This window comes from Lichenicola sp. (genome assembly GCF_965198575.1).
Classification (GTDB): Bacteria; Pseudomonadota; Alphaproteobacteria; order Acetobacterales; family Acetobacteraceae; genus Lichenicola.
In genome coordinates, this window is record NZ_OZ240671.1 from 887,162 (window position 1) to 911,485 (window position 24,324).

Below are 24,324 nucleotides of genomic sequence, written 5' to 3' on the forward strand. Positions count from 1 at the left end.
GTCAGCCGCGCCTCGCCTTCTTGTCGGACGAATGCCCCGTGAAGGTGCGCGTCGGCGAGAACTCGCCGAACTTGTGTCCGACCATGTTCTCGTTGACCTGCACCGGCAGGAACTTGTGGCCGTTATAGACGCCGAAGGTCAGCCCGACGAACTGCGGCAGGATCGTGGAACGGCGTGACCAGATCTTGATCACCTCGTTGCGACCCGATGCGCGCGACGCCTCGGCCTTGTTCAGCAGATACCCGTCGACGAACGGGCCTTTCCAGACGGAACGTGCCATCTCTGTTTGCCCCCCTTACTTGCCGGTCTTGCGGCGACGGATGATCAGGCTGTCGGTGCGCTTGTTGACGCGCGTCTTGTAGCCCTTGGTCGGCTTGCCCCAAGGCGTGACCGGATGACGGCCACCCGAGGTGCGGCCCTCGCCGCCGCCGTGCGGATGGTCGACCGGGTTCATCACGACGCCGCGGTTATGCGGACGACGACCCATCCACCGAGCGCGACCGGCCTTGCCGATGCTCTGGTTCATGTTGTCGGGGTTCGACACCGCACCGACCGTTGCCATGCACTCGCCGCGAACGACACGAAGCTCGCCGGACTGCAGCTTGATCTGCGCGTAGCCGGCATCCTTGCCGACCAGCTGCGCGTAGGTGCCGGCCGAGCGCGACATCTTGCCGCCGGCGCCCTGCTTGAGCTCGATGTTGTGCACGATGGTGCCGACCGGGATCGCCGAGAGCGGCATCGCGTTGCCCGGCTTGATGTCGACACGCGCACCGGCCACGACCTGGTCGCCGGCCTTGATGCGCTGCGGCGCCAGGATGTACGCAAGCTCGCCATCCGCATACTTCACCAGCGCGATGAAGGCGGTGCGGTTCGGGTCGTACTCCAGCCGCTCGACCGTGCCGACGACGTCGAACTTGCGACGCTTGAAATCGACATGGCGATAGGTCCGCTTGTGACCACCACCGCGGAAGAACGACGTCGTCCGGCCGTGATTGTTACGGCCGCCGGTGTTGTGCTTGCCCTCGGTCAGAACCTTGACGGGCTTGCCCTTCCACAGCTCGCTGCGGTCGATCAGAACCGTGCCGCGAAGCGACGGCGTTACGGGCTTGAAATGCTTAAGTGCCATCGGACCCTACCCTGCGTCACGCGAGCCGGGCGGAGAGATCGATCGACTGACCCTCCGCAAGCTGCACGTACGCCTTCTTCACGTCGGAACGAACGCCCGGACGACCACGGAAGCGCTTCGTCTTGCCCTTCTGGACCAGGGTGTTCACGCCAAGCACCTTCACGCCGAACAGGCCCTCAACGGCTGCCTTGATCTGCGGCTTCGTCGCGTCGATCGACACCCGGAAGACCACCTGGTTCTTCTCGGAAAGCGCCGTCGCCTTCTCGGTGATCACCGGCGCGCGGACGATGTCGTACATCGCCTCGCGCGACAGCCGCTCGGCAGCGCGGCGGATCGCCAGGATGTTGGTCATGCCAGGCGCTCCTTCAGGCCGTCGAGCCCGGCGCGGGTGATCACCAGGACCTCATGGTTGAGGATGTCATAGACGTTGGCGCCGACCGACGGCAGCACGTCAATGCGCGGCAGATTGCGGGCCGAGCGCAGGAACGTCTCGTCCACCACGCCGTCCACGATCAGCGCCGAGTTCCAGCCGAGCACCTTCAGCTTCGCGGCCAGCTCGGCGGTCTTGCCGTTGCCGGTCGCCACGTCGAGGACCACCAGCTTGCCGTCCGCCTGCTTCTGCGACAGCGCCGAGATCAACCCGAGGCGGCGCACCTTCTTGGGCAGGCTGAAGCCGTGGTCGCGCACGACCGGGCCATGCACGACGCCACCGGTGCGGAACTGCGGCGCCCGCAGCGAGCCCTGGCGGGCGTTGCCGGTGCCCTTCTGCTTGTAGGGCTTGCGGGTCGTGCCGGAGACTTCGCCCATGCCCTTCACCTTGTGGGTGCCAGCACGGCGCTTGGACAGCTGCCACTGCACAACACGCGCCATGATGTCGGTGCGCGGGGTGGTCCCGAAAATCTCGTCCGGCAGACTGGTCGAACCAGCGCTGCCGTTGTCGAGGGTCTTGATGTCGACGTCCATTGCCCTCTTCCTCAGCCTTCAGCCGGCGTGTCGGCGACAGCCGCACTGGTCGCCGGAGCAGCCGCCTGAACCAGGCCGGCCGGATACGGCGCATCGGCATGTCGCGCCTTCTTCACCGCATCGCGGATCAGCACGAAGCCGTTCTTGCCGCCGGGGATCGCGCCCTTGACCATCACCAGGCTGCGGTCGGCATCCACCAACGCAATCTCGAGGTTCAGGGTGGTCACCCGCTCGGACCCGAGATGGCCCGGCATCTTCTTGTTCTTGAAGGTGCGGCCCGGATCCTGGCGGTTACCGGTGGAACCCAGCGACCGATGGCTGACGGACACGCCGTGCGATGCCTCGAGGCCGCGGAAGTTCCAGCGCTTCATGCCGCCGGCAAAGCCCTTGCCCTTGCTGGTGCCGGTCACGTCGACCTTCTGGCCGACCACGAAATGCGCGGCCGACAGGCTGGCACCCGTCTCCAGCACGGCATCCTCGTCCACACGGAACTCGGCCAGCTTGGTCTTCGGCTCGACCTTGAGGCCGGCGAAGTGTCCGCGGTTCGGCTTCGTCACATGCTTCACCTTGGCGTTGCCGAACCCGAGCTGCACGGCGGTGTAACCGTCGCGATCCTGGGTGCGGACATCCACCACCTGCACGTTGTCGAGGTGCAGGACGGTGACCGGCACGTGAGTGCCGTCATCCTTGAAGATCCGGGTCATACCCAGCTTCTTCGCAATCAATCCGGTGCGCATCGTCTGGACCTTACAGCTTGATCTCGACGTCCACGCCGGCGGCGAGGTCGAGCTTCATGAGGGCGTCCACGGTTTGCGGTGTCGGCTCGACGATGTCGAGCAGCCGGCGATGAGTCCGAATCTCGAACTGCTCGCGGCTTTTCTTATCCACGTGGGGCGAGCGGTTCACGGTGAACTTCTCGATATGCGTCGGCAGCGGGATTGGACCCCGAACCCGCGCACCCGTACGCTTCGCCGTGTTCACGATCTCCTTCGTGCTGTTATCCAGCACGCGGTGATCGTACGCCTTGAGGCGAATGCGGATGTTCTGGTTGTCCATCTTACAGTCAGTCCAACTTCACAGGTTCGGGGTCGTCCAGTCTCAGCCAGCGATGATCAGAGCTGGATCGACGCAACCACGCCGGCGCCGACGGTGCGGCCACCTTCGCGGATCGCGAAACGCAGACCCTCATCCATCGCGATCGGCGCGATCAGCTCGACATCCATCGAGATGTTGTCACCCGGCATCACCATCTCGGTGCCCTCAGGCAGCTGCACCACACCGGTCACGTCGGTCGTCCGGAAGTAGAACTGCGGACGATAGTTGGTGAAGAACGGCGTGTGACGGCCACCCTCTTCCTTCGTGAGGATGTAGGCCTCGGCCTTGAACTTGGTGTGCGGGGTGATCGAGCCGGGCTTTGCCAGCACCTGACCGCGCTCGACGTCCTCGCGCTTCGTGCCACGCAGCAGCGCGCCGATGTTGTCGCCGGCTTGCCCACGATCGAGCAGCTTGCGGAACATCTCGACGCCGGTCACGACGGTCTTCACCGTGTTCTTGATACCGACGATCTCGACTTCCTCGCCGACGTTAACGACGCCGCGCTCGACACGACCGGTTACGACGGTGCCGCGGCCGGAGATCGAGAACACGTCCTCGATCGGCATCAGGAACGGACGGTCGATCGCACGCTCGGGCTGCGGGATGTAGCTGTCGACAGCTGCCATCAGCTCGAGCACCGCGTTCTCGCCGAGTGCCGGGTCGCCGTTCTCGAGCGTCACCAGGGCCGAGCCCTTGACGATCGGAATGTCGTCGCCGGGGAACTGGTAGGAAGAGAGCAGCTCGCGCACCTCCATCTCGACCAGCTCGAGCAGCTCGGGATCGTCGACCATGTCGACCTTGTTCAGGAACACGACCAGCGCCGGCACGCCAACCTGGCGGGCGAGCAGGATGTGCTCGCGGGTCTGCGGCATCGGGCCATCGGCGGCGGACACGACCAGGATCGCGCCATCCATCTGGGCGGCGCCGGTGATCATGTTCTTCACGTAGTCGGCGTGACCCGGGCAATCGACGTGGGCGTAATGGCGGTTCTTGGTCTCGTACTCGACGTGGGCGGTCGAGATCGTGATGCCGCGAGCGCGCTCCTCGGGAGCCTTATCGATCTGGTCGTAGGCGGTGTAAACGGCGCCACCGCTCTTCGCGAGCGTCTTGGTGATCGCGGCCGTCAGCGACGTCTTGCCATGGTCGACGTGACCGATGGTGCCGATGTTGCAGTGCGGCTTGTTCCGCTCGAATTTAGCCTTTGCCATTGTCTCTCTCCGTTGACCCGCCGAATGGCGCCGGTCGGTCGGGTTGGAAGGGTTCTAACTAGACGGCTGCGCTCGTTACCAGCGGTAGTGGCTGAAGGCCTTGTTGGCCTCTGCCATCCGGTGCGTATCTTCGCGCTTCTTCACGGCGGAACCGCGATTATTGACGGCGTCGAGCAGCTCGTTCGACAGCCGGTCCTGCATCGTATGCTCGCCCCGCTTGCGCGAGCTGTCGATCAGCCAGCGGATCGCCAGAGCCTGGCGACGCTCGGTCCGGACCTCGACGGGCACCTGGTAGGTGGCACCACCGACGCGGCGCGAACGCACCTCGACGGCGGGCTTCACGTTGTCCAGCGCCTCGTGGAACATCCGAACCGGATCGGCAGCAGAGCCACCACGGCGACGCATGCTCTCGAGCGCGCCATAGACGATGCTCTCGGCGGTCGACTTCTTGCCGTCGTACATCAGCGCATTCATGAAGCGCGTGATGACGACGTCACCGAATTTCGGATCGGGAAGGATTTCACGCTTAACAGCGCGACGGCGGCGGCTCATGCCTCGATATCCTCTTACTTCGGCCGCTTGGCGCCGTAGAGCGACCGGCGCTTACGACGCTTGGCGATGCCCTGCGTGTCGAGCACGCCACGCAGGATGTGATAGCGCACGCCCGGAAGATCCTTCACGCGCCCGCCGCGGATCAGCACGACGCTGTGCTCCTGCAGGTTGTGGCCTTCGCCAGGAATGTAGCTGACGACCTCGAAGCCGTTCGTGAGGCGCACCTTGGCGACCTTACGCAGCGCCGAGTTCGGCTTCTTGGGAGTGGTCGTGTAGACGCGGGTGCAGACGCCGCGCTTTTGCGGGCAGCCCTGCAGGGCCGGCACCTTGTTGCGCTTGGCCGCGGGCTCGCGTCCCTTGGCGATCAACTGGTTGATGGTCGGCATACGCCCTTCCCAATCCTCGACGTTCGGCCGGCGAACCACCAGCTCAAGGATTTGGATCGTCTCCCGCCATCCACAACGAAAAGCCGCTGAGGCGAGCATGGCTCGCCGGCGCGGTGTTCTGATCACATGCGGCCTTGGCCCCCTGTAGTAACGGGGGCGGCGCCGCACACGAGGTGCTGCATCAGGCGGCTTCCGACCGTCTTGAGACGGGGCTAGCCGAGGGGCGGATACCTACGGCCAGGGTGGGGACGAGTCAAGCGTCGCGGCAGAGTCGTGACGCCGATTCGGGGAAACTATCTGCCGGGCTGGGTTTCCCGGAGCGCAGAACACAACGCCGGACAAAGAAAAGGCCGGCCGGGGGATGTCCCCGGCCGGCCTGAAAGCACCCTCCGGCGTCGCTGCCGGAGGGTGGGAGGCAGCTTACTCCGCAGCCTTGATCGTCGTGTTGGTCGGCATGTCGCGGCCGAGCACGCGCTGCTTGTCGCGGCCGGCAGCTACGGCGCGCAGCTTGTTCATGACACTGCCGGTGCCCGCCGGGATCAGCCGCCCGACGATGACGTTCTCCTTGAGCCCGTTCAGAGTATCCACCTTGCCGGCCGTGGCCGCCTCGGTGAGCACGCGCGTGGTCTCCTGGAACGAGGCCGCGGAGATGAACGAATGCGTCTGCAGCGACGCCTTGGTGATGCCCTGGAGCACCGGCATCGCGTGCGCCGGCCGCTCGTTGGCCTGCAGCCGCTTGTTGTTCTCGCCCTCGAACTCGAACCGATCGACCGTCTCGCCCACCAGGTAGGTGGTGTCGCCCGGCTCGAGCACCTCGACCTTCTGCAGCATCTGCCGAACGATGACCTCGATGTGCTTGTCGTTGATCTTCACGCCCTGCAGCCGGTAGACGTCCTGGATCTCGTTGACCAGGTAGTCCGACAGCGCCTCGACGCCTAGCACCTTGAGGATGTCGTGCGGCACCCGCGGGCCGTCGACCAGCGGATCGCCACGGCGCACGAAGTCGCCTTCCTGCACCGAGACGTGCTTGCCCTTCGGGATCAGGTAGTCCGTCTCTTCCTGGGTCTCGTCGTTCTTCACGATCACCCGGCGCTTGGCCTTGTAGTCCTTGCCGAACTCGATGCGGCCATCGGTCTCGGCGATGATCGCATGGTCCTTCGGGCGCCGTGCCTCGAACAGCTCGGCCACGCGCGGCAGACCACCGGTGATGTCGCGCGTCTTGGAGCCTTCGCGCGGGATACGCGCCAGCACGTCGCCGGCATGCACCACCGCACCGTTCTCGACCGACAGGATCGAGTCCGGCGACAGGAAATAGCGGGCCTCGCCACCGGTCACCAGCTTGATGACCTCGCCCTTCTCGTCCTTGAGCTGCAGCCGCGGCCGCAGATCGATACCCTTTGAGGCCTGCTTGTAATCGACCACCACCTTCGAGGTCAGGCCGGTCACCTCGTCCATGCGCTCGACCAGCGTGATGCTGTCGATCAGGTCGAGATATTCGACCTTGCCGGCACGCTCGGTGATGATCGGCAGGGTGTACGGGTCCCACTCGGCGAGCTTCTGCTGCCGTGCCACCGTCGCACCCTCATCCACCAGCAACCTGGCGCCGTACGGCACCCGGAAGCGCGCCCGCTCGCTGCCCTTGTCGTCGGTCAGCACGATCTCGCAGTTACGCGACATCACCACCGGCACGCCCATGCTGTTCTGCACGACGTTGCGGTTCTTCACGTTGACCACGCCGTCATGCGACGCCTCGACCATCGACTGTTCCGCACCACGCTGTGCGGCGCCGCCGATGTGGAAGGTGCGCATGGTCAGCTGGGTGCCGGGCTCGCCGATCGACTGCGCGGCAATGACGCCCACCGCCTCGCCGATATTCACCGGCGTGCCACGCGCCAGGTCGCGGCCGTAGCAGAGCCCGCACACGCCGACGCGGCTATCGCAGGTCAGCACCGAGCGGATGAGCATGCTCTCCACGCCCGACTTCTCGACGATCTCGGCTTCCGCCTCGCCGATCAGCGTGCTCCGCGGCAGCACCACATGGCCATCGACCGGCGACAGCACGTCGTTCGCCGTGGTCCGGCCGAGGATGCGCTCGGACAGCGAGGACACCACCTCGCCGCCATCCATCACCGCCCGCACCGTCAGGCCGCGCTCGGCGCCGCAATCCTCCTCGACGATGATGCAGTCCTGCGCCACGTCGACCAGGCGACGCGTCAGGTAGCCCGAGTTCGCGGTCTTCAGCGCCGTGTCCGCGAGACCCTTGCGGGCGCCGTGGGTGGAGGTGAAGTAGTCGAGGACCGACAGGCCTTCCTTGAAGTTGGCGATGATCGGCTGCTCGATGATCTCGCCCGACGGCTTGGCCATCAGGCCGCGCATGCCGGCAAGCTGCTTCATCTGTGCCGGCGACCCACGCGCACCGGAGTGGCTCATCATCCAGACCGAGTTGGTCTGCACGCCGATCTCCTGCTTGGAGATCTCCTTCATCATCGCGGCCTGCACCTCGTCGGTGCAGCGCGACCAGGCATCGACCACCTTGTTGTAGCGCTCGCCGGCGGTGATCAGGCCGTCCTGATACTGCTGCTCGAACTCCTTGACCTCGGTGGTGGTCTTGTCGACCAGGCCCTTCTTCTCGGTCGGGATGATCATGTCATCCTTGCCGAACGAGATGCCCGCCTTGGCGGCCTGGCCGAAGCCCAGCCCCATCAGCCGGTCGGCGAAGATCACGCATTCCTTCTGGCCGCAGTGGCGATACACCGCGTCGATCACGTCCGAGACGTTCTTCTTGGTCAGCTGCTTGTTGAGCAGCGAGAACGGCACCGCCGGATGCTTCGGCAGGATCTGCGCGATCAGCATGCGCCCCGGTGTTGTGACGACGGTGCTGCGGACCTTCTTGCCCTCGGCATCGACGGTCTCGTAGCGGGCACGGATCTTGTCGTGCAGCTTGATCGCCTTCGCGGTAAGCGCGAACTCGATCTCGCCGATGGTGCCGAACGCCGGCGCTCCGGTCTTGACCAGCTGGCCGGTCTTCTCGTCGTACTCGTTCTGGTCCGGCGTCACGCGGAACTCGGCCGTCTCCAGAGAGAGATAGTACAGACCCAGCACGATGTCCTGGCTCGGCACGATGATCGGCTTGCCGTTCGCCGGGCTGAGGATGTTGTTGGTCGACATCATCAGCACGCGCGCCTCGAGCTGCGCCTCGAGCGACAGCGGCACGTGCACAGCCATCTGGTCGCCGTCGAAATCGGCGTTGAAGGCGGTGCAGACCAGCGGATGCAGCTGGATCGCCTTGCCCTCGATCAGCACCGGCTCGAACGCCTGGATGCCGAGGCGATGCAGCGTCGGCGCACGGTTCAGCATCACCGGATGCTCGCGGATCACCTCCTCGAGGATGTCCCAGACCTCGGGACGCTCCTTCTCCACCATGCGCTTTGCGGCCTTGATGGTGGTGGCGTGACCGTACTTCTCGAGCTTGCTGTAGATGAACGGCTTGAACAGCTCGAGCGCCATCTTCTTCGGCAGGCCGCACTGGTGCAGCTTCAGCTCGGGTCCGACGACGATCACGGACCGGCCGGAATAATCGACGCGCTTGCCGAGCAGGTTCTGGCGGAAGCGGCCCTGCTTGCCTTTCAGCATGTCGGACAGCGACTTCAGCGGACGCTTGTTCGCACCGGTGATGGCGCGGCCGCGACGGCCGTTATCGAACAGGGCGTCCACGGACTCCTGCAGCATGCGCTTCTCGTTGCGCACGATGATGTCCGGGGCGCGCAGCTCGATCAGCCGCTTCAGGCGGTTGTTGCGGTTGATGACGCGGCGATACAGGTCGTTCAGGTCCGACGTCGCGAAACGGCCGCCATCGAGCGGCACCAGCGGACGCAGCTCCGGCGGGATCACCGGCACGACGTCAAGGATCATCCAGTCGGGCTTGGAGCCGCTTTCGGCGAACGCCTCGACCAGCTTCAGGCGCTTGACCAGCTTCTTGCGCTTGGCCTCGGACGTCGTGTCCTTGAGGTCGGCGCGCAGCTTCACCTTCTCGGCGTCGCAATCGACGCTGACCAGCACGGTCTTGATCGCCTCGGCGCCGATGCCGGCACGGAAACCGTCCTCGCCGAACTCGTCCTGCTTGGCGAGCAGCTGATCCTCGTTGAGCAGCTGGTGCAGCTTGAGGTCGGTCAGACCCGGCTCGAGGACCACGTAGCTCTCGAAATACAGGATCTTCTCGAGCTCCTTCAGCGTCAGGTCGACCATCAGGCCGATGCGCGACGGCAGCGACTTCAGGAACCAGATGTGGGCGACCGGCGAGGCCAGCTCGATATGGCCCATGCGCTCGCGGCGCACCTTCGCCAGCGTCACCTCGACGCCGCACTTCTCACAGATGATGCCGCGGAACTTCATCCGCTTGTACTTGCCGCACAGGCACTCGTAGTCCTTGATCGGACCGAAGATGCGCGCGCAGAACAGGCCGTCCCGCTCCGGCTTGAAGGTGCGGTAGTTGATGGTCTCCGGCTTCTTGATCTCGCCATAGGACCAGGACCGGATCTGCTCGGACGAGGCGAGCTGGATCTTGATCTGGTCGAACGTCATCGCCTGGCCGGTCTGGCCAAGGATCTTCATCAGTTCGTTCATGCGCCGAAACCCCTCACGAAAAGGCCATGGGCTCTGCCCTTGGAGCCCGCCAAAGGCTGAGCCTTTGGAAACCGCTTAAAAAATGGAATCTCAAGGCCCAGCCTTGAGCGGGTCCAGGGCAGAGCCCTGGCCTTGCCTCATCAATTACCGCTCTGCTCGAGATCCACATTCAGCCCCAGCGACTTCAGCTCTTTCACAAGCACGTTGAAGCTCTCCGGAATGCCGGCCTCGAAATCGTCCTGCTCGCGCACGATCGCCTCGTAGACCTTGGTGCGGCCGGACACGTCGTCCGACTTCACCGTCAGCATTTCCTGCAGCGTGTAGGCGGCGCCGTACGCTTCGAGCGCCCACACCTCCATCTCGCCGAAGCGCTGTCCGCCGAACTGGGCCTTGCCGCCGAGCGGCTGCTGGGTGACCAGCGAGTATGGCCCGATCGAACGCGCATGGATCTTGTCGTCCACGAGATGGTGCAGCTTGAGCATGTAGACGTAGCCCACCGTCACCTTGCGCTCGAACGGCTCGCCGGTGCGCCCGTCCGTCAGCTGCGACTGCCCCGACGTATCGAGCCCAGCCCGGGTCAGCATCTCCTCGATATCGGAAATCCGCGCCCCATCGAACACCGGCGTCGCGATCGGCACGCCCTTGCGCAGATTGCGCGCCAGCTCGATCAGCTGCTCGTTCGGCAACGTCGCGATATCCTCGCGATACACCTCGTCGCCGTACACGCTCTTCAGCTCGTCCAGCAGCGCCTGCTTGGCGTTGCCCGTGCGCATGTACTCGTCGACCAGCTCGCCGATGCCCTTGCCGATATTGGCGCAGGCCCAGCCGAGATGGGTCTCCAGGATCTGCCCCACGTTCATGCGCGACGGCACGCCCAGCGGGTTCAGCACCAGGTCGACCGGGGTGCCGTCCTCGAGGAACGGCATGTCCTCGACCGGCGTCACCCGCGACACGACACCCTTGTTGCCGTGACGACCGGCCATCTTGTCGCCCGGCTGCAGCTTGCGCTTCACCGCCACGAACACCTTGACCATCTTCATCACGCCGGGCGGCAGTTCGTCGCCGCGCTGCAGCTTCTCGACCTTGCTGTCGAAGCGCGCCTGGATGCGCCCGACCGCCGCGTCGAACTCGCGCTTCAGCGTCTCGATCTCGCCGACCGCCTGATCCGACGACAACACGATGTTGCGCCACGCCCCGCGCGGATGCTCGCCGAGCACCTCCTCGGTGATCTCGCTGCCGGACTTGATGCCCTTGAAGCCCGCACCCGCCTTCTGGCCGAGCAGACGCTCGCGCAGCCGGTTGTAGAACGACCGCTCCTGGATCGCGCGCTCGTCGTCGCGGTCCTTGGCCAGGCGCTCGATCTCGGCGCGCTCGATCGCCATCGCGCGCTCGTCCTTGTCGACGCCGCGGCGGGAGAACACCCGCACATCGACGATCGTCCCGGTGGTGCCGGGCGGCAGCTTCAGCGAGGTGTCGCGGACGTCGGAGGCCTTCTCGCCGAAGATCGCACGGAGCAGCTTCTCTTCCGGGGTCATCGGGCTCTCGCCCTTCGGCGTCACCTTGCCGACCAGGATGTCGCCCGGGTTCACTTCCGCGCCGACATACACGATGCCGGCCTCGTCGAGGTTGCGCAGCGCTTCCTCGCCGACATTCGGGATGTCGCGGGTGATCTCCTCCTGGCCGAGCTTGGTGTCACGCGCCATGACCTCGAACTCCTCGATATGGATCGAGGTGAAGACGTCGTCGCGGGCGATCCGCTCGGAGATGAGGATGCTGTCCTCGAAGTTGTAACCGTTCCAGGGCATGAACGCGACGAGCACGTTGCGACCCAGCGCCAGCTCGCCGAGCTCCGTCGACGGGCCGTCTGCGATGATGTCGCCGACCACCACCCGGTCGCCCACGCGGACCAGCGGACGCTGGTTGATGCAGGTCGACTGGTTGGAGCGCATATACTTGCGCAGCCGGTAGATATCGACGCCCTGGGTCGAGCCGGCCTCGTCGGTGGCCCGCACGACGATACGGGCACCGTCGATCTGGTCGACCACGCCGGCGCGGCGGGCGATGATGGTGGCGCCGGAGTCACGGGCAACCGCGGCTTCCATGCCGGTGCCGACCAGCGGCGCATCGGACTGGATCAGCGGCACCGCCTGGCGCTGCATGTTCGAGCCCATCAGCGCGCGGTTGGCGTCGTCGTTCTCGAGGAACGGGATCAGCGCGGCCGCGACCGACACCAGCTGGCGCGGCGACACGTCGCAGGCGGTCACGTCCTCGGGCTTCACCAGCCGGAAGTCGCCGCCACGCCGCACCGAGACCAGCTCGTCGGTCAGGTTGCCGTCCTTGTCCTGCGCCGCGTCCGCCTGTGCGACGACCAGCTTCTCCTCTTCCATCGCGGAGAGGTACTTCCAGCCGGTCTGCAACGCGCCGTCCTTCACCAGGCGGTACGGCGTCTCGATGAAGCCGTACTTGTTCACCTTGGCGTAGGTGGCGAGCGAGTTGATCAGGCCGATATTCGGGCCTTCCGGGGTCTCGATCGGGCAGATGCGGCCGTAATGCGTCGGATGCACGTCGCGCACCTCGAAGCCGGCGCGCTCGCGGGTCAGACCGCCTGGCCCAAGTGCGGACAGGCGACGCTTATGCGTCACTTCCGACAGCGGGTTGGTCTGGTCCATGAACTGGCTGAGCTGCGACGAACCGAAGAACTCGCGCACCGCGGCGGCCGCCGGCTTCGCGTTGATGAGGTCGTGCGGCATGACGGTGTCGATATCGACCGAGCCCATGCGCTCGCGGATCGCGCGCTCCATGCGCAGCAGGCCGACGCGATACTGGTTCTCCATCAGCTCGCCGACCGAGCGCACGCGACGATTGCCGAGATTGTCGATGTCGTCGATCGTGCCGCGGCCGTCCTTCAGCTCGCACAGGATCTTCACCGTGCGGATGATGTCCTCCTTGCGGAGCACGCGCACGGTGTCCTCGGCATCCACCGAGAGGCGCATGTTCATCTTCACACGGCCGACGGCGGACAGGTCGTAGCGGTCGCCATCGAAGAACAGGCCTCGGAACAACGCCTCGGCGGTGTCCGGGGTCGGCGGCTCGCCCGGGCGCATCACCCGGTAGATGTCGACCAGCGCATCCTCGCGCGAGCTGTTCTTGTCGACCGCCAGCGTGTTGCGGATCCACGGCCCGGTGCTGTTATCGACCGCCAGCGTCGGCAGCGTGTCGATGCCCATCTCCTCGAGTGCCAGCAGGCGCGGCTCGGTCAGCTCCTCGCCGGCCTCGCCATAGATCTCGCCGGTCTCCTCGTTGACCAGGTCGAACGCCACGTAGCGGCCGAGCAGGTCGGCGCGTCCGACCAGCACCTCCTTGGTGTTCTCGGCGATCTTGCGGGTGGCGCGCGCGGTCAGCTTGTCGTCGGCCTTGGCGACGATCTCGCCGGTGTCGGCATCGACCAGCGGCTCCAGCAGCTTCATGCCGCGGAAGGCGTCGGGATCGAACGGCCGTGCCCAGCCCTTGGCGGTCTTGGTGAAGACCGTCTGGCCGTAGAAATTGCCGAGGATCTCGTCCGCGTCCATGCCGCGGATGTCCATCGCATCGACGTCGCCGCCATCGGCGATCTTCTTGGCGCGGGCGGCCTCGGAGGCATTGCTCTCGAGCGCGTACAGCAGCGTGGTGACGGGCAGCTTCCGCTTCCGGTCGATGCGGACATAGACCATGTCCTTGCTGTCGAACTCGAAATCGAGCCACGAGCCGCGATACGGGATGACCCGGGCGGCGAACAGGAACTTGCCCGACGAGTGCGTCTTGCCCTTGTCGTGGTCGAAGAACACGCCCGGGCTGCGATGCATCTGGCTGACGATGACGCGCTCGGTGCCGTTGATGATGAAGGTGCCGTTATCCGTCATCAGGGGCATGTCGCCCATGTAAACGGGCTGCTCCTTGATGTCGCGGATCGACCGCGAGCCGGTATCCTCGTCCACGTCCCACACGATCAGACGCAGGATGACCTTCAGCGGGGCGGCAAAGGTCATGCCACGCTGGATGCACTCCTCGACGTCGTATTTCGGCTCCTCGAGCTCGTAATGGACGAACTCCAGGCGGCCGCGGCCGGCGAAGTCGTTGATCGGGAACACCGAACGGAACACTTCCTGCAGGCCCGACGGCGTCCGGCTGTCCGGCGCCACGTTCATCTGCAGGAATGTCTCGTAGCTCGAGCGCTGCACGTCGATCAGGTTGGGCATCGGAGCCACTTCGGGGATGCGCCCGAAGCTCTTGCGGATGCGCTTGCGTCCCGTGAACGATTTGGTCATCGCGTTCATCGTATGTCCTGCCCCGTCACCAGCCAGCTTCCGCGAACCGCCAGGACAATCGCGGTGGAGCCGTCCCCGGCGCCGCGATCGTCCCGACCGAACCTTCGGCCGAAAATTCCGTTCGCAACCGGGCGTAGAGCCAGGTTACTTCCCACTCCGAGAGCGGGCCTTGCACTGCCACAAGCGCCCGACCGCACCGGGACCGTCCCGGGGATCAAGGCGCATTGCGTAGAGGCGCACGGCAGAGAGGGCGGGAACCATTCCTGATTCCCACCCTGTCCGCTAGGCGTTGATCGGGTGCCGGTTCGCTTCCAGGCCCATCGGACCGGAGGCTCCCTGCATCCCGCAGTTCGTGATGCTATTTGATCTCGACAGAGGCGCCCTGCTCTTCCAGCATCTTCTTGTACTTCGCGGCTTCGTCCTTGTTGACGGCTTCCTTCACCGTCTTCGGCGCGCCCTCGACCAGGTCCTTGGCTTCCTTGAGGCCCAAGCCGGTGATGGTGCGGATCTCCTTGATCACGTTGATCTTCTTCTCACCGGCCTTGGTGAGAATGACGGTGAACTCGGTCTGCTCCTCGACCGGAGCTGCCGGTGCGCCACCAGCCGGGGCCGCAGCGGCGGCGACCGGGGCAGCGGCAGAAACGCCCCACTTCTCCTCGAGGAGCTTCGACAGCTCGGCAGCCTCGAGAACCGTCAGGGTGGACAGCTCGTCAACAAGCTTGGACAGATCGGCCATGGTGTGAACTTCCTGATATAAACGCTGTGTGGTTCCGTGCAAGCCCGGTTCCCGAGCCTGCGATCACTTTTGACTTGAGGGCGCTTACGCGGCCTCGGCGTCGGTGCCAGTGTCGGCGACCGCGTCGCCCGTCTTGGCGTAGGCCCCGAAGACCCGTGCAAGCTGTCCAGCCGGCGCCTGCAGGATGCCCGCGATACGCGTGGCGGGGGTCGAGATGAGCCCCACCAGCTGTGCACGCAGAACGTCCAGCGACGGCAGCTCGGCAAGCGCCTTGATCCCGTCCGCATTGAGCGTCTGGGTTCCGAGCGCACCGCCGAGGATGACGAGCTTGTCGTTGGTCTTGGCGAACTCGACGGCCACCTTGGCCACTGCCACCGGGTCCCGTGCCCACGCAAGCGCGGTCGGGCCCTTCAGCAGGGGGGCGATGCCGTCGAATCGGGTCCCATCCAGGGCGAGCGTGGCCAGCCGGTTCTTCGCAACCTTGAAGGTCGCACCGGCCGCGCGCATCCGGCTCCGCAGTACCGTCACCTGGGCGACCGTCATCCCGTCATTGCGGGTGACGACGACCATCGAGGTCTCTGCGAAAACGGCGGCGAGCGACGATACGAACTCGTGCTTCTCCGTACGGTCCAAATCCCGTCTCCGTGGTGGCCCTCCAGGCAAGCGCCTGCAGAGCCGGGTTGCCCTAAGACCGTCCGCACCAGGGGTGCGAGCGATCCGGTTCGCCTGTCCGCAAGAAGTCGGAACCACCAGAAAATCCGGTGTCTCCCGTCTCCCGCGCGCCGACCCTGGGGTCGATTAAGGCCGCCCCGAAAGGCTCAGCCGCGTGCGGTCTTGGACAGGTTCGGAAGACAGGGCCCTGAACGGACCCTGCCCCCTGTTCAGCGACGCCGGCTCCCGAGGGAACCGACGCCGTGCATTCTTTTAGACGCCGGCTCTCAGACGCCGGCGAGGGTCGAGACGTCGAGCTTCACGCCGGGGCCCATCGTCGAGGACAAAGCCGCCTTCTGCAGGTAGGTGCCCTTGGCGCCGGTCGGCTTGGCCTTCTGGATGGCGTCGACCAGGGCGCGGATGTTCTCCGCGAGCTTGTCGCCGTCGAACGAGGCCTTGCCGATGCCGGCATGGATGATCCCGGCCTTCTCGGCGCGGAACTCGACCTGGCCGGACTTGGCGGCGAGCACCGCGCCCTTCACGTCCATCGTCACGGTGCCGAGCTTCGGGTTCGGCATCAGGCCGCGCGGGCCCAGGATCTTACCCAGGCGGCCAACCAGGGCCATCATGTCCGGTGTCGCGATGCAGCGATCGAAGCCGATCTCGCCGGCCTGCACCTTCTCGGCGAGGTCCTCGGCACCGATCACGTCGGCCCCGGCGGCGAGCGCCTCCTCGGCCTTCGGGCCACGTGCGAACACGCCGACGCGCAGCGTCTTGCCGGTGCCGTTCGGCAGGCTCAGCAGGCCGCGGACCATCTGGTCGGCGTGGCGCGGATCGATGCCCAGGCCCAGCGACAGCTCGACGGTCTCGTCGAACTTAGCGGTCGCATTGCCCTTCACCAGCGCGATGGCGTCGGCGAGGCTGTACGACTTGTTATGCTCGACCTTGGCGGAAGCCGCCTCGAGACGCTTGTTCTTGGCCATCGATCAGCCCTCCACCACGGTCAGACCCATCGACTTCGCAGACCCGGCCAGCATGCGGACGGCGCCATCGATGTCGTTGGCGTTCATGTCCTTCATCTTGATCTCGGCAATCTCGCGCAGCTGCGTGGTGGTCACGCGACCGACGGCCGCACCCTTGCCCACGGTGGCCGAGCCCTTGGAGGCCTTGGCGGCGCGCAGCAGGAAGTGGGTGTTCGGCGGCGTCTTGGTGATGAAGGTGAAGGTGCGGTCGCCGAACGCGGTGATCACCACCGGGGTCGGGGTGCCGGGCTCCATGCCCTGCGTCGCCGCGTTGAATTCCTTCACGAACTGCATGATGTTCAGGCCGCGCTGACCGAGCGCCGGGCCGACCGGCGGCGACGGGTTGGCCTTGCCGGCGGGGATCTGCAACTTGATGTAGCCAACGATCTTCTTGGCCATATCCTGGGCTCCTCAATCTGATGCCAGGACCGCGGTGCATGCGACGCCACCCGGCCCGAAGCCAGCTGGCACGTCTCCCGCGTTCCGTAGAGGGCGGGCGTTTACCGCGCGCGCCGCCGCCGCGCAAGCGAATTCCGCACATCCAGCCCAAGGAGCATGCTCGTGACGATCACCACGCAGATCATCTACCAGCCCTACATTCGTGGCCCGAAAGGGGCCCTGAAGGCCGGGCCGGCGATCGCCTGCGCCACCGCCGACGCGGGCCTGGTCCGGGCCGAGCGCGCCCTTGCCGCCGGCAGTATCCTGGGTGCGCGGATCGTCAGGGTCAGCCACGACGACGATGCCGAGGAATTCGCCGACCCGGAATATCTCGGCCAGGTCGGCGAAGTTCCCGACGCAGACTGAAAAGAGCCGGTGATATTAAAATCTGCCTGAGCCACGCAACCGGTTTGCCGAAACCGCGCTCCCCATGCGGCCGGCACACGAAGTCGGCAAAAGCAGAGGAAAATCCAGATGCCGCAGTTCGACGCCACCATCAAGCACATCCAGGCGGGGCTCAAGGGCTTCACCGTCGCCGCCGCCGTGAAGAACATCGAAGGCTGGGAAGCCACCCTGGAGAAGGTCGAGGCGCCGGGCGTCAAGGGCATCATCCGTGACCTGGAGAGCCTCAAGAAGCACCTGCATGCCGACCCGATCGACGGCGCCGCGATCCGCAAGCTCGTCGTGAAGCTCGGCCACGAGACGGTGACCATCGCCGGCAAGGCCGACAGCAAGAACGCCGAGAAGATCAAGTCGCTCGGCGAAGCGCTGACCGCCGCTGCGGAAGAGCATGCCGACGCCTGAGCACGCTAAGGGCTTTCCCTCGATCGGAATGGATCGGGAGGAAGGCTCCAGCTCATCGTGTTCACGAGCATCCTTGGCCGACCGATAAGCAAGATCGGTCGGATCATGTTCTGGTTTGCACCTGGGCTGCACCTGCGGGTGCGGCTCAGGTCCCCGGATAAGACGCTTCGGCGTTGCCTGCGCCGGTGCCATCCGGCCGCGGCCGCCGGTCGCTCCCGATGACCGCCAGTGGCTGGAAGGGCAGCACCCCGTTCTCGGACGGCAGATCGTCCATGCTCCAGCCGCCACCGAGCGCCCTGACCAGGTCGACCGTCGCCTGCACCCGCTGCGTCTCCACCTGTACCTCGGCGATCCGCGCGGTCAAAGCCGTCACCTGCGCCACCACTGCATCGAGGTAGTTGGTCAGGCCGCCCGTATAGAGCTGCAGCGTGATCGTCTGGGCCTGCTCCGCCGACGTGACCGCCTGCGCCTGCTGCTGCGCCTCGGCCTGCAGCTGCGTGGTCAGCGTCAGCCCGTCCTCGACCTCCTGGAATGCCGACAGCACGATCGAGCGATAGGCGTCCCGCGTCTGCGCGTATTGCGACCAGCTCCGCTGCAGCTCCGCCCGTCGCAGCCCGCCCTCGAACAGCGGCAGCATGGCGCCGGCGCCGATCGTCCATAGGCTGTTTGGCAGGCTGGCCAGGTTGAAGCCGGTATCCTCGAAGCCGCCGGTCAGGCTGATGTTGATGTCCGGATAGAACGCCGCCCGCGACACCCCGATGCCGGCATTCGCCGCCGCCATCTGCCGCTCCGCCGAGGCGATGTCGGGACGCCGCTGCAACAGCTGCGACGGCACCCCGGACGGCACCCTCGGGACCGTCAGGCGCGCATCATCGACCGGTGCGATGGCGAAGCTGCTCGGCGTCACCCCGACCAGCACTGCGATGGCATGCTGCAGCACCGCCCGCTGCGCCACCACGCCGGTCTCCAGCGCCTGGGTTGCCGCAAGCTGGTTTTGCGCCCGGGCCACGTCGAGCCCGGAGGCGATCTTGCCGGCCAGCCGCAGCGACGTGATCTCGACCGCCTTCCGGTAGAAGCCGATCGACTGCACGTACACCGCCGACTGGCTGTCGAGGCCGCGCAAGGCCACGTAGTCGTCGGCGAGCTCCGCCTGCAGGCTCAGCCGTGCGTTGGCGAGATTGGCGGCACTGGCCTGCGCCAGGCGCTTCTGCAGCCGGGTCTGGTTGCGGATGCGGTCCCAGAAATCCGGCTCCCACGACGCGGTGCCCTCGATCTCGTTCGAGGAGGCCTCGTTCGGACCGCTATCACCGGTGCGGAACAGCTTGTGGATGCTCTGCCGGTTGTCGGTGCTCGACAGGTTGGCGCCGATCTGCGGGAACAGGTTGGCCCGCGCCTCGGCGGCAAGGTCACGCGCCTGAACATACTGCTCGGCGTAGGTCGCGAGGTCCGGATTGCCGGCCACCGCCTGGTCCTCGAGGCGATCGAGCAGCGGATCGCCGAACATCGTCCACCAGGGACCGCGCGGCAGCGTATCCGCGGGGTGTGCCACGCCGAACGGCCCGGACCCGGCATAATCGGCCGGCAGCAGCTCGTGCGGCGGATCGTAGCGCGGCGCGAGATCGCAACCCGATACGAGGGCGAGTGCCGCCAAGGCGGGCGTGACCCGGCGCAACCATGCGCCGTCCCGGCCGGGGAACAGACGCCTCATCGAGCGGTCTCGTCCCCCGCATCCGGCGCCGCGGCCGGCTCGACCATCGCGGACACGCCGCGTTGCGGCTCCCGGGCTGGCGCCGAGCCTGCCGCCTGGCCGGGCGGTTCTGCTGTCTCCGGTTCGCCATATCCGGCGACCGGCTGCACCGGCTTCACCTTCTGGCCTTCCAGCATCCCGATCGAGGGATTGTCGATCAGCCGGTCGGTAGCCTTCAGCCCGGCCAGCACCTGCACCGAGGTGCCGAGATTGAGTCCCAGCGTGATGTTCTGCAGGTGCACGCGGTCCTGCGCATCGACCAGCGCCACCTGCATTCCCTGCGCGCGGAACAGCAGCGCCTGCTCGGGCAGGATCAGGATGTCCTGGTTGGCGGGTGCGGTGAAATGCACCGTCGCGTAGCTGCCCGGCAGCAGCTCGTGCTTCGGGTTGTCGACGGTCAGCTCGGTCACCACCGTGCGGGTCTGCGGATTGACCGCCTTCGCGGTGGTGAGGAAGTGCGCCTGGTACACCCGCCCCGGCGATTGCGGCAGCGTCAGCGTCGCCACCAGGCCGGGCTTCAGGATGTCGGAATATTCCTGCGGGATCGAGGCGAACACCCGCATCTCGTGGATGTCGGACACGCTGAACAGCTCCTGGGCGCCCCCCCGTGCACCGACATCGCCGCCGCCGCCATTCACGTAGTCGCCGACATCGGTGAGCCGCGCCGTGACCACGCCGTCGAACGGCGCCACCACATGCTCGAAGCCCGCCTGCGCCTGGTAGCGCACGACCTCCTGCTCGGCCGCGGCGACCTGGGCGGTCTCCGCCTGGGCGTTGGCGGTCTGCACGTCGACTTCCTGCTGCGACACCGCCTGGGTGCCGGACAGCGCCTGCCAGCGTTTGGCGGTCACCTGCGCCAGCCTGCTGCGGGCCTGCGCCACCGCGAGGGCGGCCTTGGCCTGCGCCAGCTGCGCGTCGATGGTCGGGCTGTCGATGACCGCGAGCAACTCGCCGGCTTTCGTCGTGGCACCGTAATCCTTGTACCACATGCGGACATAGCCGGCGACCTGGGCGTAGATCGGCGCCTCGTACCAGGCATTGATGTTGCCCGGCAGGTTCAGCGACCGGCGTGGCGGCCCCGGCTGCGGCTTGATGAGCTGCACCCGCGGAATGGCGGCATCCTCGGCACGCGCGGTAAGGGCTGCCAGCGTGTTCTCCCGGCTCCAGATGCCGAACGCCGCCAGACCCACCGCGACGATGCCGAGCCCCATCACGATCCGGCCGCCCCCCGATCGGCGATGTCCCTCCCGGGCTGCCGGCCCGGTCGAATGCGTGCCGCTCATGCGGGCTCTCCTAGGACGGCGGCATCGTGCGGAGCCCGGACTCCGGCAGGCTTGGCCGCCACGTTCTGGTTCCGGTGCAGCAACGCGAACACGCAGGGCACGAACAGCAGCGTGGCGAAGGTCGCGACCAGCAGGCCGCCCACCACCGCCCGTCCGAGTGCGGCGTTCTGGGTGTTGCTGAACGACATCGGCAGCATCCCGATGATCATCGCAAGTGCGGTCATCAGTACCGGCCGGATGCGCCCGTAGCCGGCCTCGATCGCCGCCAGCACCGCATTGCCGTGCGCGTCGAGCCGCTCGCGGGCGAAGGACACCACCAGGATCGAGTTCGCGGTCGCCGTTCCCATGCACATGATGGCGCCGGTCAGCGCCGGCACCGAGATCGTGGTGTGGGTCAGGAACAGGCTCCAGGAGATGCCGGCGAGTGCCCCCGGGAGTGCCGTGATGATGATGAACGGGTCCAGCCACGACTGAAAGTTCACCACGATCACCAGGTAGATCAGCACGATCGACAGCGCGAGCCCGGCCAGCAGCTGGGCATAGGCGTCGTGCATCGTCGTCGCCTGGCCGCGCACCGCGATGCTGGCGCCATGCGGCAGGCTCGGCTGCATCTGGGCCACGATCCGCGCCACCCCGTCACTCACCCCGCCGAGATCGCGTCCTTCCGCATTGGCGAAGATGTCGATCACCGGCAGGATCGAGTAGTGCGACACCAGCCCCGGCGTCCCGGTCTGGCTGATCCGCGACAGCCCGCCGACCAGTTGCGGCGCCGCTCCGGACGGGTTGCCGTCGCCCTTGTCGACCGGGATCGTCTCGAGCTCGTTCATGCCGGTGAGCTGGGTCTGCGGCGTCTGGATGTTGACCAGGTGCGACACCCCGGTGGTGGTATCGAGCCAGTAGGTCGGCGCCACCTGGCCACTGCCGGAGAGTGTCGCCAGCGCCGTGTTGGCGACGTCGCTCTCGGTCAGGCCGGTGCCCAGCGCGAAGCTGCGTCGCGAGCTGATCAGCAAGGTCGGCTGGCCCATGACCTGCTGGATGCGCACGTCGGCGATCCCCGGAACATGCTCCAGGCGCGCCACCATGCGGGTCGCATAGGCGTAATTGGCATCGATGTTGCGCCCGGAGATCTGCACGTCGATCGGCGACGGCAGCCCGAAATTCAGGATCTTGGCGGTGATGTCGCCGGGCAGGAAGGTGAACTCGGTGCCGGGGAAGCGCTCGGTCAGGCCGGCGCGCAGGATCTGGCGGTCGCGGGGGATCGGCGACACCGGGTCGTCGAGCAGGATGGTGATGTCGCAATCCTGGTTGCCGACGGTCCCGGTGGAATTATACGCCTGGTTGATGCCGCTGGTCGGCTGGCCGCAATTGGCCAGGACGCTGACCACGTGCGGGGACAGCAGCTGGTGGATCTGCTGGTCGACCAGCACCGACGCCTTGCCGGCCTCCTCCAGCCGGGTGCCGATCGGCACGCGCATGTGCATGTCGATCTCGTCCGACTTGATGCCGGGAAAGAAGTCCTGCCCGGCAAACGCCAGCAGCCCCATCGACAACAAAGCTGCCGCCGTGAACCCGGTGATGAACAGCCTGCGTCGCCGGACCAGCCCTTCCAGGATCACCCGGTAGCGGGTGCGGAACCGCGTGAAGCGTGCTTCGAAGCCGCGCTGGAAGCGTGCGAACGGTCCGGCCCGCTTGCCGTGGCCGGGCGACCGGTGCTCCGCGACCTGCGCCCGCAGCAGCCAGGCTGCCATCGTCGGCACGAGCGTGCGCGACAGGATGAAGGACGCGATCATCGCGAACACGATCGCCTCTGCCAGCGGCAGGAACAGGTAGCCGGCGACGCCGCCCAGCTGGAACAGCGGCAGCCAGACGATGCAGATGCACAACGTGGACACGAAGGTCGGCACCACGATCTGGTTGGCGGCGTCGATGATCGCCTGTTCCAGCCCCTTCAGCTCGCCGTCGTCGCCGTGCATCTCGAGATGGGTGTCGATGTTCTCGATCATCACCGTGGCGTCGTCGACCAGGATGCCGACGGCCAGCGCCAGCCCGCCCAGGGTCATCACGTTGATGGTCTGGCCGAGCCAGGACAGCACCAGGATCGAGCTCAGGATCGAGAGCGGGATCGAGGTGGCGATGATCAGCGTCGAGCGCCAGCTGCCGAGGAACAGCAGCACCACCAGGCCGGTCAGGCAGGCCGCCGTCAGCATCTCCTTCAGCACGTCGGTCACGGAGTCGCGCACGAACCCGGAGGCGTCGTTCATCGGCAGGATGGTGACGCCCGGCGGCAGCGTCGCCTCGATGTGTGGCAGCGCCGCCTTGACGCCGCTCACCACGTCGAGGGTCGAGGCGTCGCCGGTTTTAAGGATCTGGATCAGCACCGACTGGTGGCCGTGCACCAGCACCATGTTCTGCTGCGGCGGGCCGCCGCGATGCACCCAGGCGACGTCGCGCAGATACACCACCGCGTTGCCGACCTGCTTGATCGGCAGGTTGTTGAAGCTGGCGATCTCGGCCGGCGTCGCGTTGGTCTCGACCATGTAGTCGATGGCGCCGATCTTCTGGTCGCCGGCCGGCAGCACGATGTTCTGGTTGGCGAGCGCCCGTCCGACATCGGTTGCCGACAGCCCATGGGCCAGCAATGCGGTCTGGTTGAGGTCGACCTCGACGTTGCTGGCGGTGCCGCCGTAGGGCGACGGGATCGCCGTGCCCGGAACCGACACCAGCGCCGGGCGGATCAGGTTCGAGGCCATGTCGTAGAGCTCGGACCCGGTCAGCGTGTCCGAGGAGACCTGCAGGTCGAGCACCGGCACCGAGGAGGCATCGAACGCCAGCACCTGCGGCGGGGTGATGCCGGTGGGCATCTGCTTCAGCACGGTCTGCGAGATCGAGGTGATCTGCGCCTGCGCCGCGGCGACGTCGGTGCCCGGCTGGAAGAAGATCTTGACGATGCCACGCCCATACAGGGACTGGCTCTCGATATGCTCGATGTTGTTGACCGTCGCGGTCAGCGCGCGCTCGTAATAATAGATGACGCGACCCGACATGTCCTGCGGCATCAGGCCGCCATAGGTCCAGACCACCGCCACCACCGGCACCCGGATGCCGGGGAAGATGTCGGTGGGGGTCTTCCGGACGGCCATGCCGCCGAACAGCAGGATCACGATCGCCAGCACGACGAAGGTGAGCGGCCGCCGCAGGGCGACGAGGACGATCGCGTTCATGCGCGGGGTTGGACCGTCCGTGCGGCGATCGACGCGCGCCGCCTCTCACCCTGTCCAACGTCGCCCATTCGCCACCGCCCCTGCGCTCATGTCCGGCGATGCTGCTATGGCATGAGCCCGGGGCGACCAATGAAATAAGAATTTAGGACAGTGCGGGCAGCCTCG

The 24,324-nt window shown here is 66.3% G+C and carries 20 protein-coding genes; 2 read left to right on the forward strand and 18 right to left on the reverse strand.

Annotation, left to right across the window (positions count from 1 at the left end; translation table 11 throughout):
- Position 1: 1 nt before the first annotated feature.
- The 15 genes from rpsS to rplK form a co-directional block, all read right to left on the reverse strand.
- Positions 2 to 280 carry a 30S ribosomal protein S19 gene (gene rpsS, locus ACOEQ2_RS04230; RefSeq protein ID WP_419730140.1) on the reverse strand — a complete coding sequence of 93 codons (279 nt, stop codon included), beginning with the start codon at positions 278 to 280 and terminating at the stop codon, positions 2 to 4.
- Between the two features lie 15 nt (positions 281 to 295).
- Entirely contained in the window at positions 296 to 1,126 is an 831-nt protein-coding gene (gene rplB / locus ACOEQ2_RS04235; RefSeq protein ID WP_419730141.1) for a 50S ribosomal protein L2, read from the reverse strand.
- A gap of 16 nt (positions 1,127 to 1,142) precedes the next feature.
- The gene (locus tag ACOEQ2_RS04240) at positions 1,143 to 1,439 is read right to left on the reverse strand and encodes a 50S ribosomal protein L23 (RefSeq protein WP_419731132.1); all 297 of its coding nucleotides are present in this window, start codon (positions 1,437 to 1,439) and stop codon (positions 1,143 to 1,145) included.
- A 35-nt stretch (positions 1,440 to 1,474) separates the two neighbouring features.
- Entirely contained in the window at positions 1,475 to 2,089 is a 615-nt protein-coding gene (gene rplD / locus ACOEQ2_RS04245; protein WP_419730142.1) for a 50S ribosomal protein L4, read from the reverse strand.
- 11 nt (positions 2,090 to 2,100) lie between these two features.
- The gene (rplC, locus tag ACOEQ2_RS04250; protein WP_419730143.1) at positions 2,101 to 2,826 is read right to left on the reverse strand and encodes a 50S ribosomal protein L3; all 726 of its coding nucleotides are present in this window, start codon (positions 2,824 to 2,826) and stop codon (positions 2,101 to 2,103) included.
- A 10-nt stretch (positions 2,827 to 2,836) separates the two neighbouring features.
- Positions 2,837 to 3,145 (reverse strand): 30S ribosomal protein S10, encoded by a 309-nt coding sequence (gene rpsJ, locus ACOEQ2_RS04255; RefSeq protein WP_012227960.1) that lies wholly within the window; start codon positions 3,143 to 3,145, stop codon positions 2,837 to 2,839.
- A 56-nt stretch (positions 3,146 to 3,201) separates the two neighbouring features.
- The gene (tuf, locus tag ACOEQ2_RS04260; RefSeq protein WP_419730144.1) at positions 3,202 to 4,392 is read right to left on the reverse strand and encodes an elongation factor Tu; all 1,191 of its coding nucleotides are present in this window, start codon (positions 4,390 to 4,392) and stop codon (positions 3,202 to 3,204) included.
- A 75-nt stretch (positions 4,393 to 4,467) separates the two neighbouring features.
- The gene (gene rpsG, locus ACOEQ2_RS04265; RefSeq protein ID WP_419730145.1) at positions 4,468 to 4,944 is read right to left on the reverse strand and encodes a 30S ribosomal protein S7; all 477 of its coding nucleotides are present in this window, start codon (positions 4,942 to 4,944) and stop codon (positions 4,468 to 4,470) included.
- Between the two features lie 14 nt (positions 4,945 to 4,958).
- Complete coding sequence (gene rpsL, locus ACOEQ2_RS04270) at positions 4,959 to 5,330, reverse strand: 30S ribosomal protein S12 (RefSeq protein ID WP_174323431.1); 372 nt, start codon at positions 5,328 to 5,330, stop codon at positions 4,959 to 4,961.
- A 420-nt stretch (positions 5,331 to 5,750) separates the two neighbouring features.
- On the reverse strand, positions 5,751 to 9,953 hold the full coding sequence (gene rpoC, locus ACOEQ2_RS04275; RefSeq protein ID WP_419730146.1) for a DNA-directed RNA polymerase subunit beta': 4,203 nt from the start codon (positions 9,951 to 9,953) through the stop codon (positions 5,751 to 5,753).
- 140 nt (positions 9,954 to 10,093) lie between these two features.
- A complete protein-coding gene (gene rpoB / locus ACOEQ2_RS04280) occupies positions 10,094 to 14,266 on the reverse strand; it encodes a DNA-directed RNA polymerase subunit beta (protein ID WP_419730147.1) in 4,173 nt (1,390 codons plus the stop codon).
- Between the two features lie 349 nt (positions 14,267 to 14,615).
- Entirely contained in the window at positions 14,616 to 14,993 is a 378-nt protein-coding gene (gene rplL, locus ACOEQ2_RS04285; RefSeq protein WP_419730148.1) for a 50S ribosomal protein L7/L12, read from the reverse strand.
- Between the two features lie 84 nt (positions 14,994 to 15,077).
- On the reverse strand, positions 15,078 to 15,626 hold the full coding sequence (rplJ, locus tag ACOEQ2_RS04290) for a 50S ribosomal protein L10 (RefSeq protein ID WP_419730149.1): 549 nt from the start codon (positions 15,624 to 15,626) through the stop codon (positions 15,078 to 15,080).
- 305 nt (positions 15,627 to 15,931) lie between these two features.
- Complete coding sequence (rplA, locus tag ACOEQ2_RS04295; protein ID WP_419730150.1) at positions 15,932 to 16,627, reverse strand: 50S ribosomal protein L1; 696 nt, start codon at positions 16,625 to 16,627, stop codon at positions 15,932 to 15,934.
- A 3-nt stretch (positions 16,628 to 16,630) separates the two neighbouring features.
- On the reverse strand, positions 16,631 to 17,065 hold the full coding sequence (gene rplK, locus ACOEQ2_RS04300; RefSeq protein ID WP_419730151.1) for a 50S ribosomal protein L11: 435 nt from the start codon (positions 17,063 to 17,065) through the stop codon (positions 16,631 to 16,633).
- A 162-nt stretch (positions 17,066 to 17,227) separates the two neighbouring features.
- Between rplK and ACOEQ2_RS04305 the strand changes: the two genes are divergently transcribed.
- Together ACOEQ2_RS04305 and ACOEQ2_RS04310 are read left to right on the forward strand one after the other, a co-directional pair.
- On the forward strand, positions 17,228 to 17,470 hold the full coding sequence (locus tag ACOEQ2_RS04305; RefSeq protein WP_419730152.1) for a hypothetical protein: 243 nt from the start codon (positions 17,228 to 17,230) through the stop codon (positions 17,468 to 17,470).
- A 108-nt stretch (positions 17,471 to 17,578) separates the two neighbouring features.
- Positions 17,579 to 17,908 (forward strand): hypothetical protein, encoded by a 330-nt coding sequence (locus tag ACOEQ2_RS04310; protein WP_419730153.1) that lies wholly within the window; start codon positions 17,579 to 17,581, stop codon positions 17,906 to 17,908.
- Between the two features lie 145 nt (positions 17,909 to 18,053).
- Here the strand turns inward: ACOEQ2_RS04310 and ACOEQ2_RS04315 are convergent, their stop codons facing one another.
- From ACOEQ2_RS04315 to ACOEQ2_RS04325, 3 genes are read right to left on the reverse strand one after another with little or no spacing between them, the layout of a single operon-like run.
- Positions 18,054 to 19,616, reverse strand: coding sequence for an efflux transporter outer membrane subunit (locus tag ACOEQ2_RS04315; protein WP_419730154.1), 1,563 nt, complete (start codon positions 19,614 to 19,616; stop codon positions 18,054 to 18,056).
- Positions 19,613 to 20,938 carry an efflux RND transporter periplasmic adaptor subunit gene (locus tag ACOEQ2_RS04320; RefSeq protein ID WP_419730155.1) on the reverse strand — a complete coding sequence of 442 codons (1,326 nt, stop codon included), beginning with the start codon at positions 20,936 to 20,938 and terminating at the stop codon, positions 19,613 to 19,615. The genes ACOEQ2_RS04315 and ACOEQ2_RS04320 overlap by 4 nt, the downstream gene beginning before the upstream one ends.
- On the reverse strand, positions 20,935 to 24,159 hold the full coding sequence (locus tag ACOEQ2_RS04325) for an efflux RND transporter permease subunit (RefSeq protein ID WP_419730156.1): 3,225 nt from the start codon (positions 24,157 to 24,159) through the stop codon (positions 20,935 to 20,937). The genes ACOEQ2_RS04320 and ACOEQ2_RS04325 overlap by 4 nt, the downstream gene beginning before the upstream one ends.
- Positions 24,160 to 24,324 lie beyond the last annotated feature (165 nt).

Coding starts and splice junctions, on each gene's coding strand:
- rpsS (WP_419730140.1), bottom strand. CDS start 280: ATGGCACGTTCCGTCTGGAAAGGCCCGTTCGTCGACGGGTATCTGCTG.
- rplB (WP_419730141.1), bottom strand. CDS start 1,126: ATGGCACTTAAGCATTTCAAGCCCGTAACGCCGTCGCTTCGCGGCACG.
- rplD (WP_419730142.1), bottom strand. CDS start 2,089: ATGGACGTCGACATCAAGACCCTCGACAACGGCAGCGCTGGTTCGACC.
- rplC (WP_419730143.1), bottom strand. CDS start 2,826: ATGCGCACCGGATTGATTGCGAAGAAGCTGGGTATGACCCGGATCTTC.
- rpsJ (WP_012227960.1), bottom strand. CDS start 3,145: ATGGACAACCAGAACATCCGCATTCGCCTCAAGGCGTACGATCACCGC.
- tuf (WP_419730144.1), bottom strand. CDS start 4,392: ATGGCAAAGGCTAAATTCGAGCGGAACAAGCCGCACTGCAACATCGGC.
- rpsG (WP_419730145.1), bottom strand. CDS start 4,944: ATGAGCCGCCGCCGTCGCGCTGTTAAGCGTGAAATCCTTCCCGATCCG.
- rpsL (WP_174323431.1), bottom strand. CDS start 5,330: ATGCCGACCATCAACCAGTTGATCGCCAAGGGACGCGAGCCCGCGGCC.
- rpoC (WP_419730146.1), bottom strand. CDS start 9,953: ATGAACGAACTGATGAAGATCCTTGGCCAGACCGGCCAGGCGATGACG.
- rpoB (WP_419730147.1), bottom strand. CDS start 14,266: ATGAACGCGATGACCAAATCGTTCACGGGACGCAAGCGCATCCGCAAG.
- rplL (WP_419730148.1), bottom strand. CDS start 14,993: ATGGCCGATCTGTCCAAGCTTGTTGACGAGCTGTCCACCCTGACGGTT.
- rplA (WP_419730150.1), bottom strand. CDS start 16,627: ATGGCCAAGAACAAGCGTCTCGAGGCGGCTTCCGCCAAGGTCGAGCAT.
- rplK (WP_419730151.1), bottom strand. CDS start 17,065: ATGGCCAAGAAGATCGTTGGCTACATCAAGTTGCAGATCCCCGCCGGC.
- ACOEQ2_RS04310 (WP_419730153.1), top strand. CDS start 17,579: ATGCCGCAGTTCGACGCCACCATCAAGCACATCCAGGCGGGGCTCAAG.
- ACOEQ2_RS04315 (WP_419730154.1), bottom strand. CDS start 19,616: ATGAGGCGTCTGTTCCCCGGCCGGGACGGCGCATGGTTGCGCCGGGTC.
- ACOEQ2_RS04320 (WP_419730155.1), bottom strand. CDS start 20,938: ATGAGCGGCACGCATTCGACCGGGCCGGCAGCCCGGGAGGGACATCGC.
- ACOEQ2_RS04325 (WP_419730156.1), bottom strand. CDS start 24,159: ATGAACGCGATCGTCCTCGTCGCCCTGCGGCGGCCGCTCACCTTCGTC.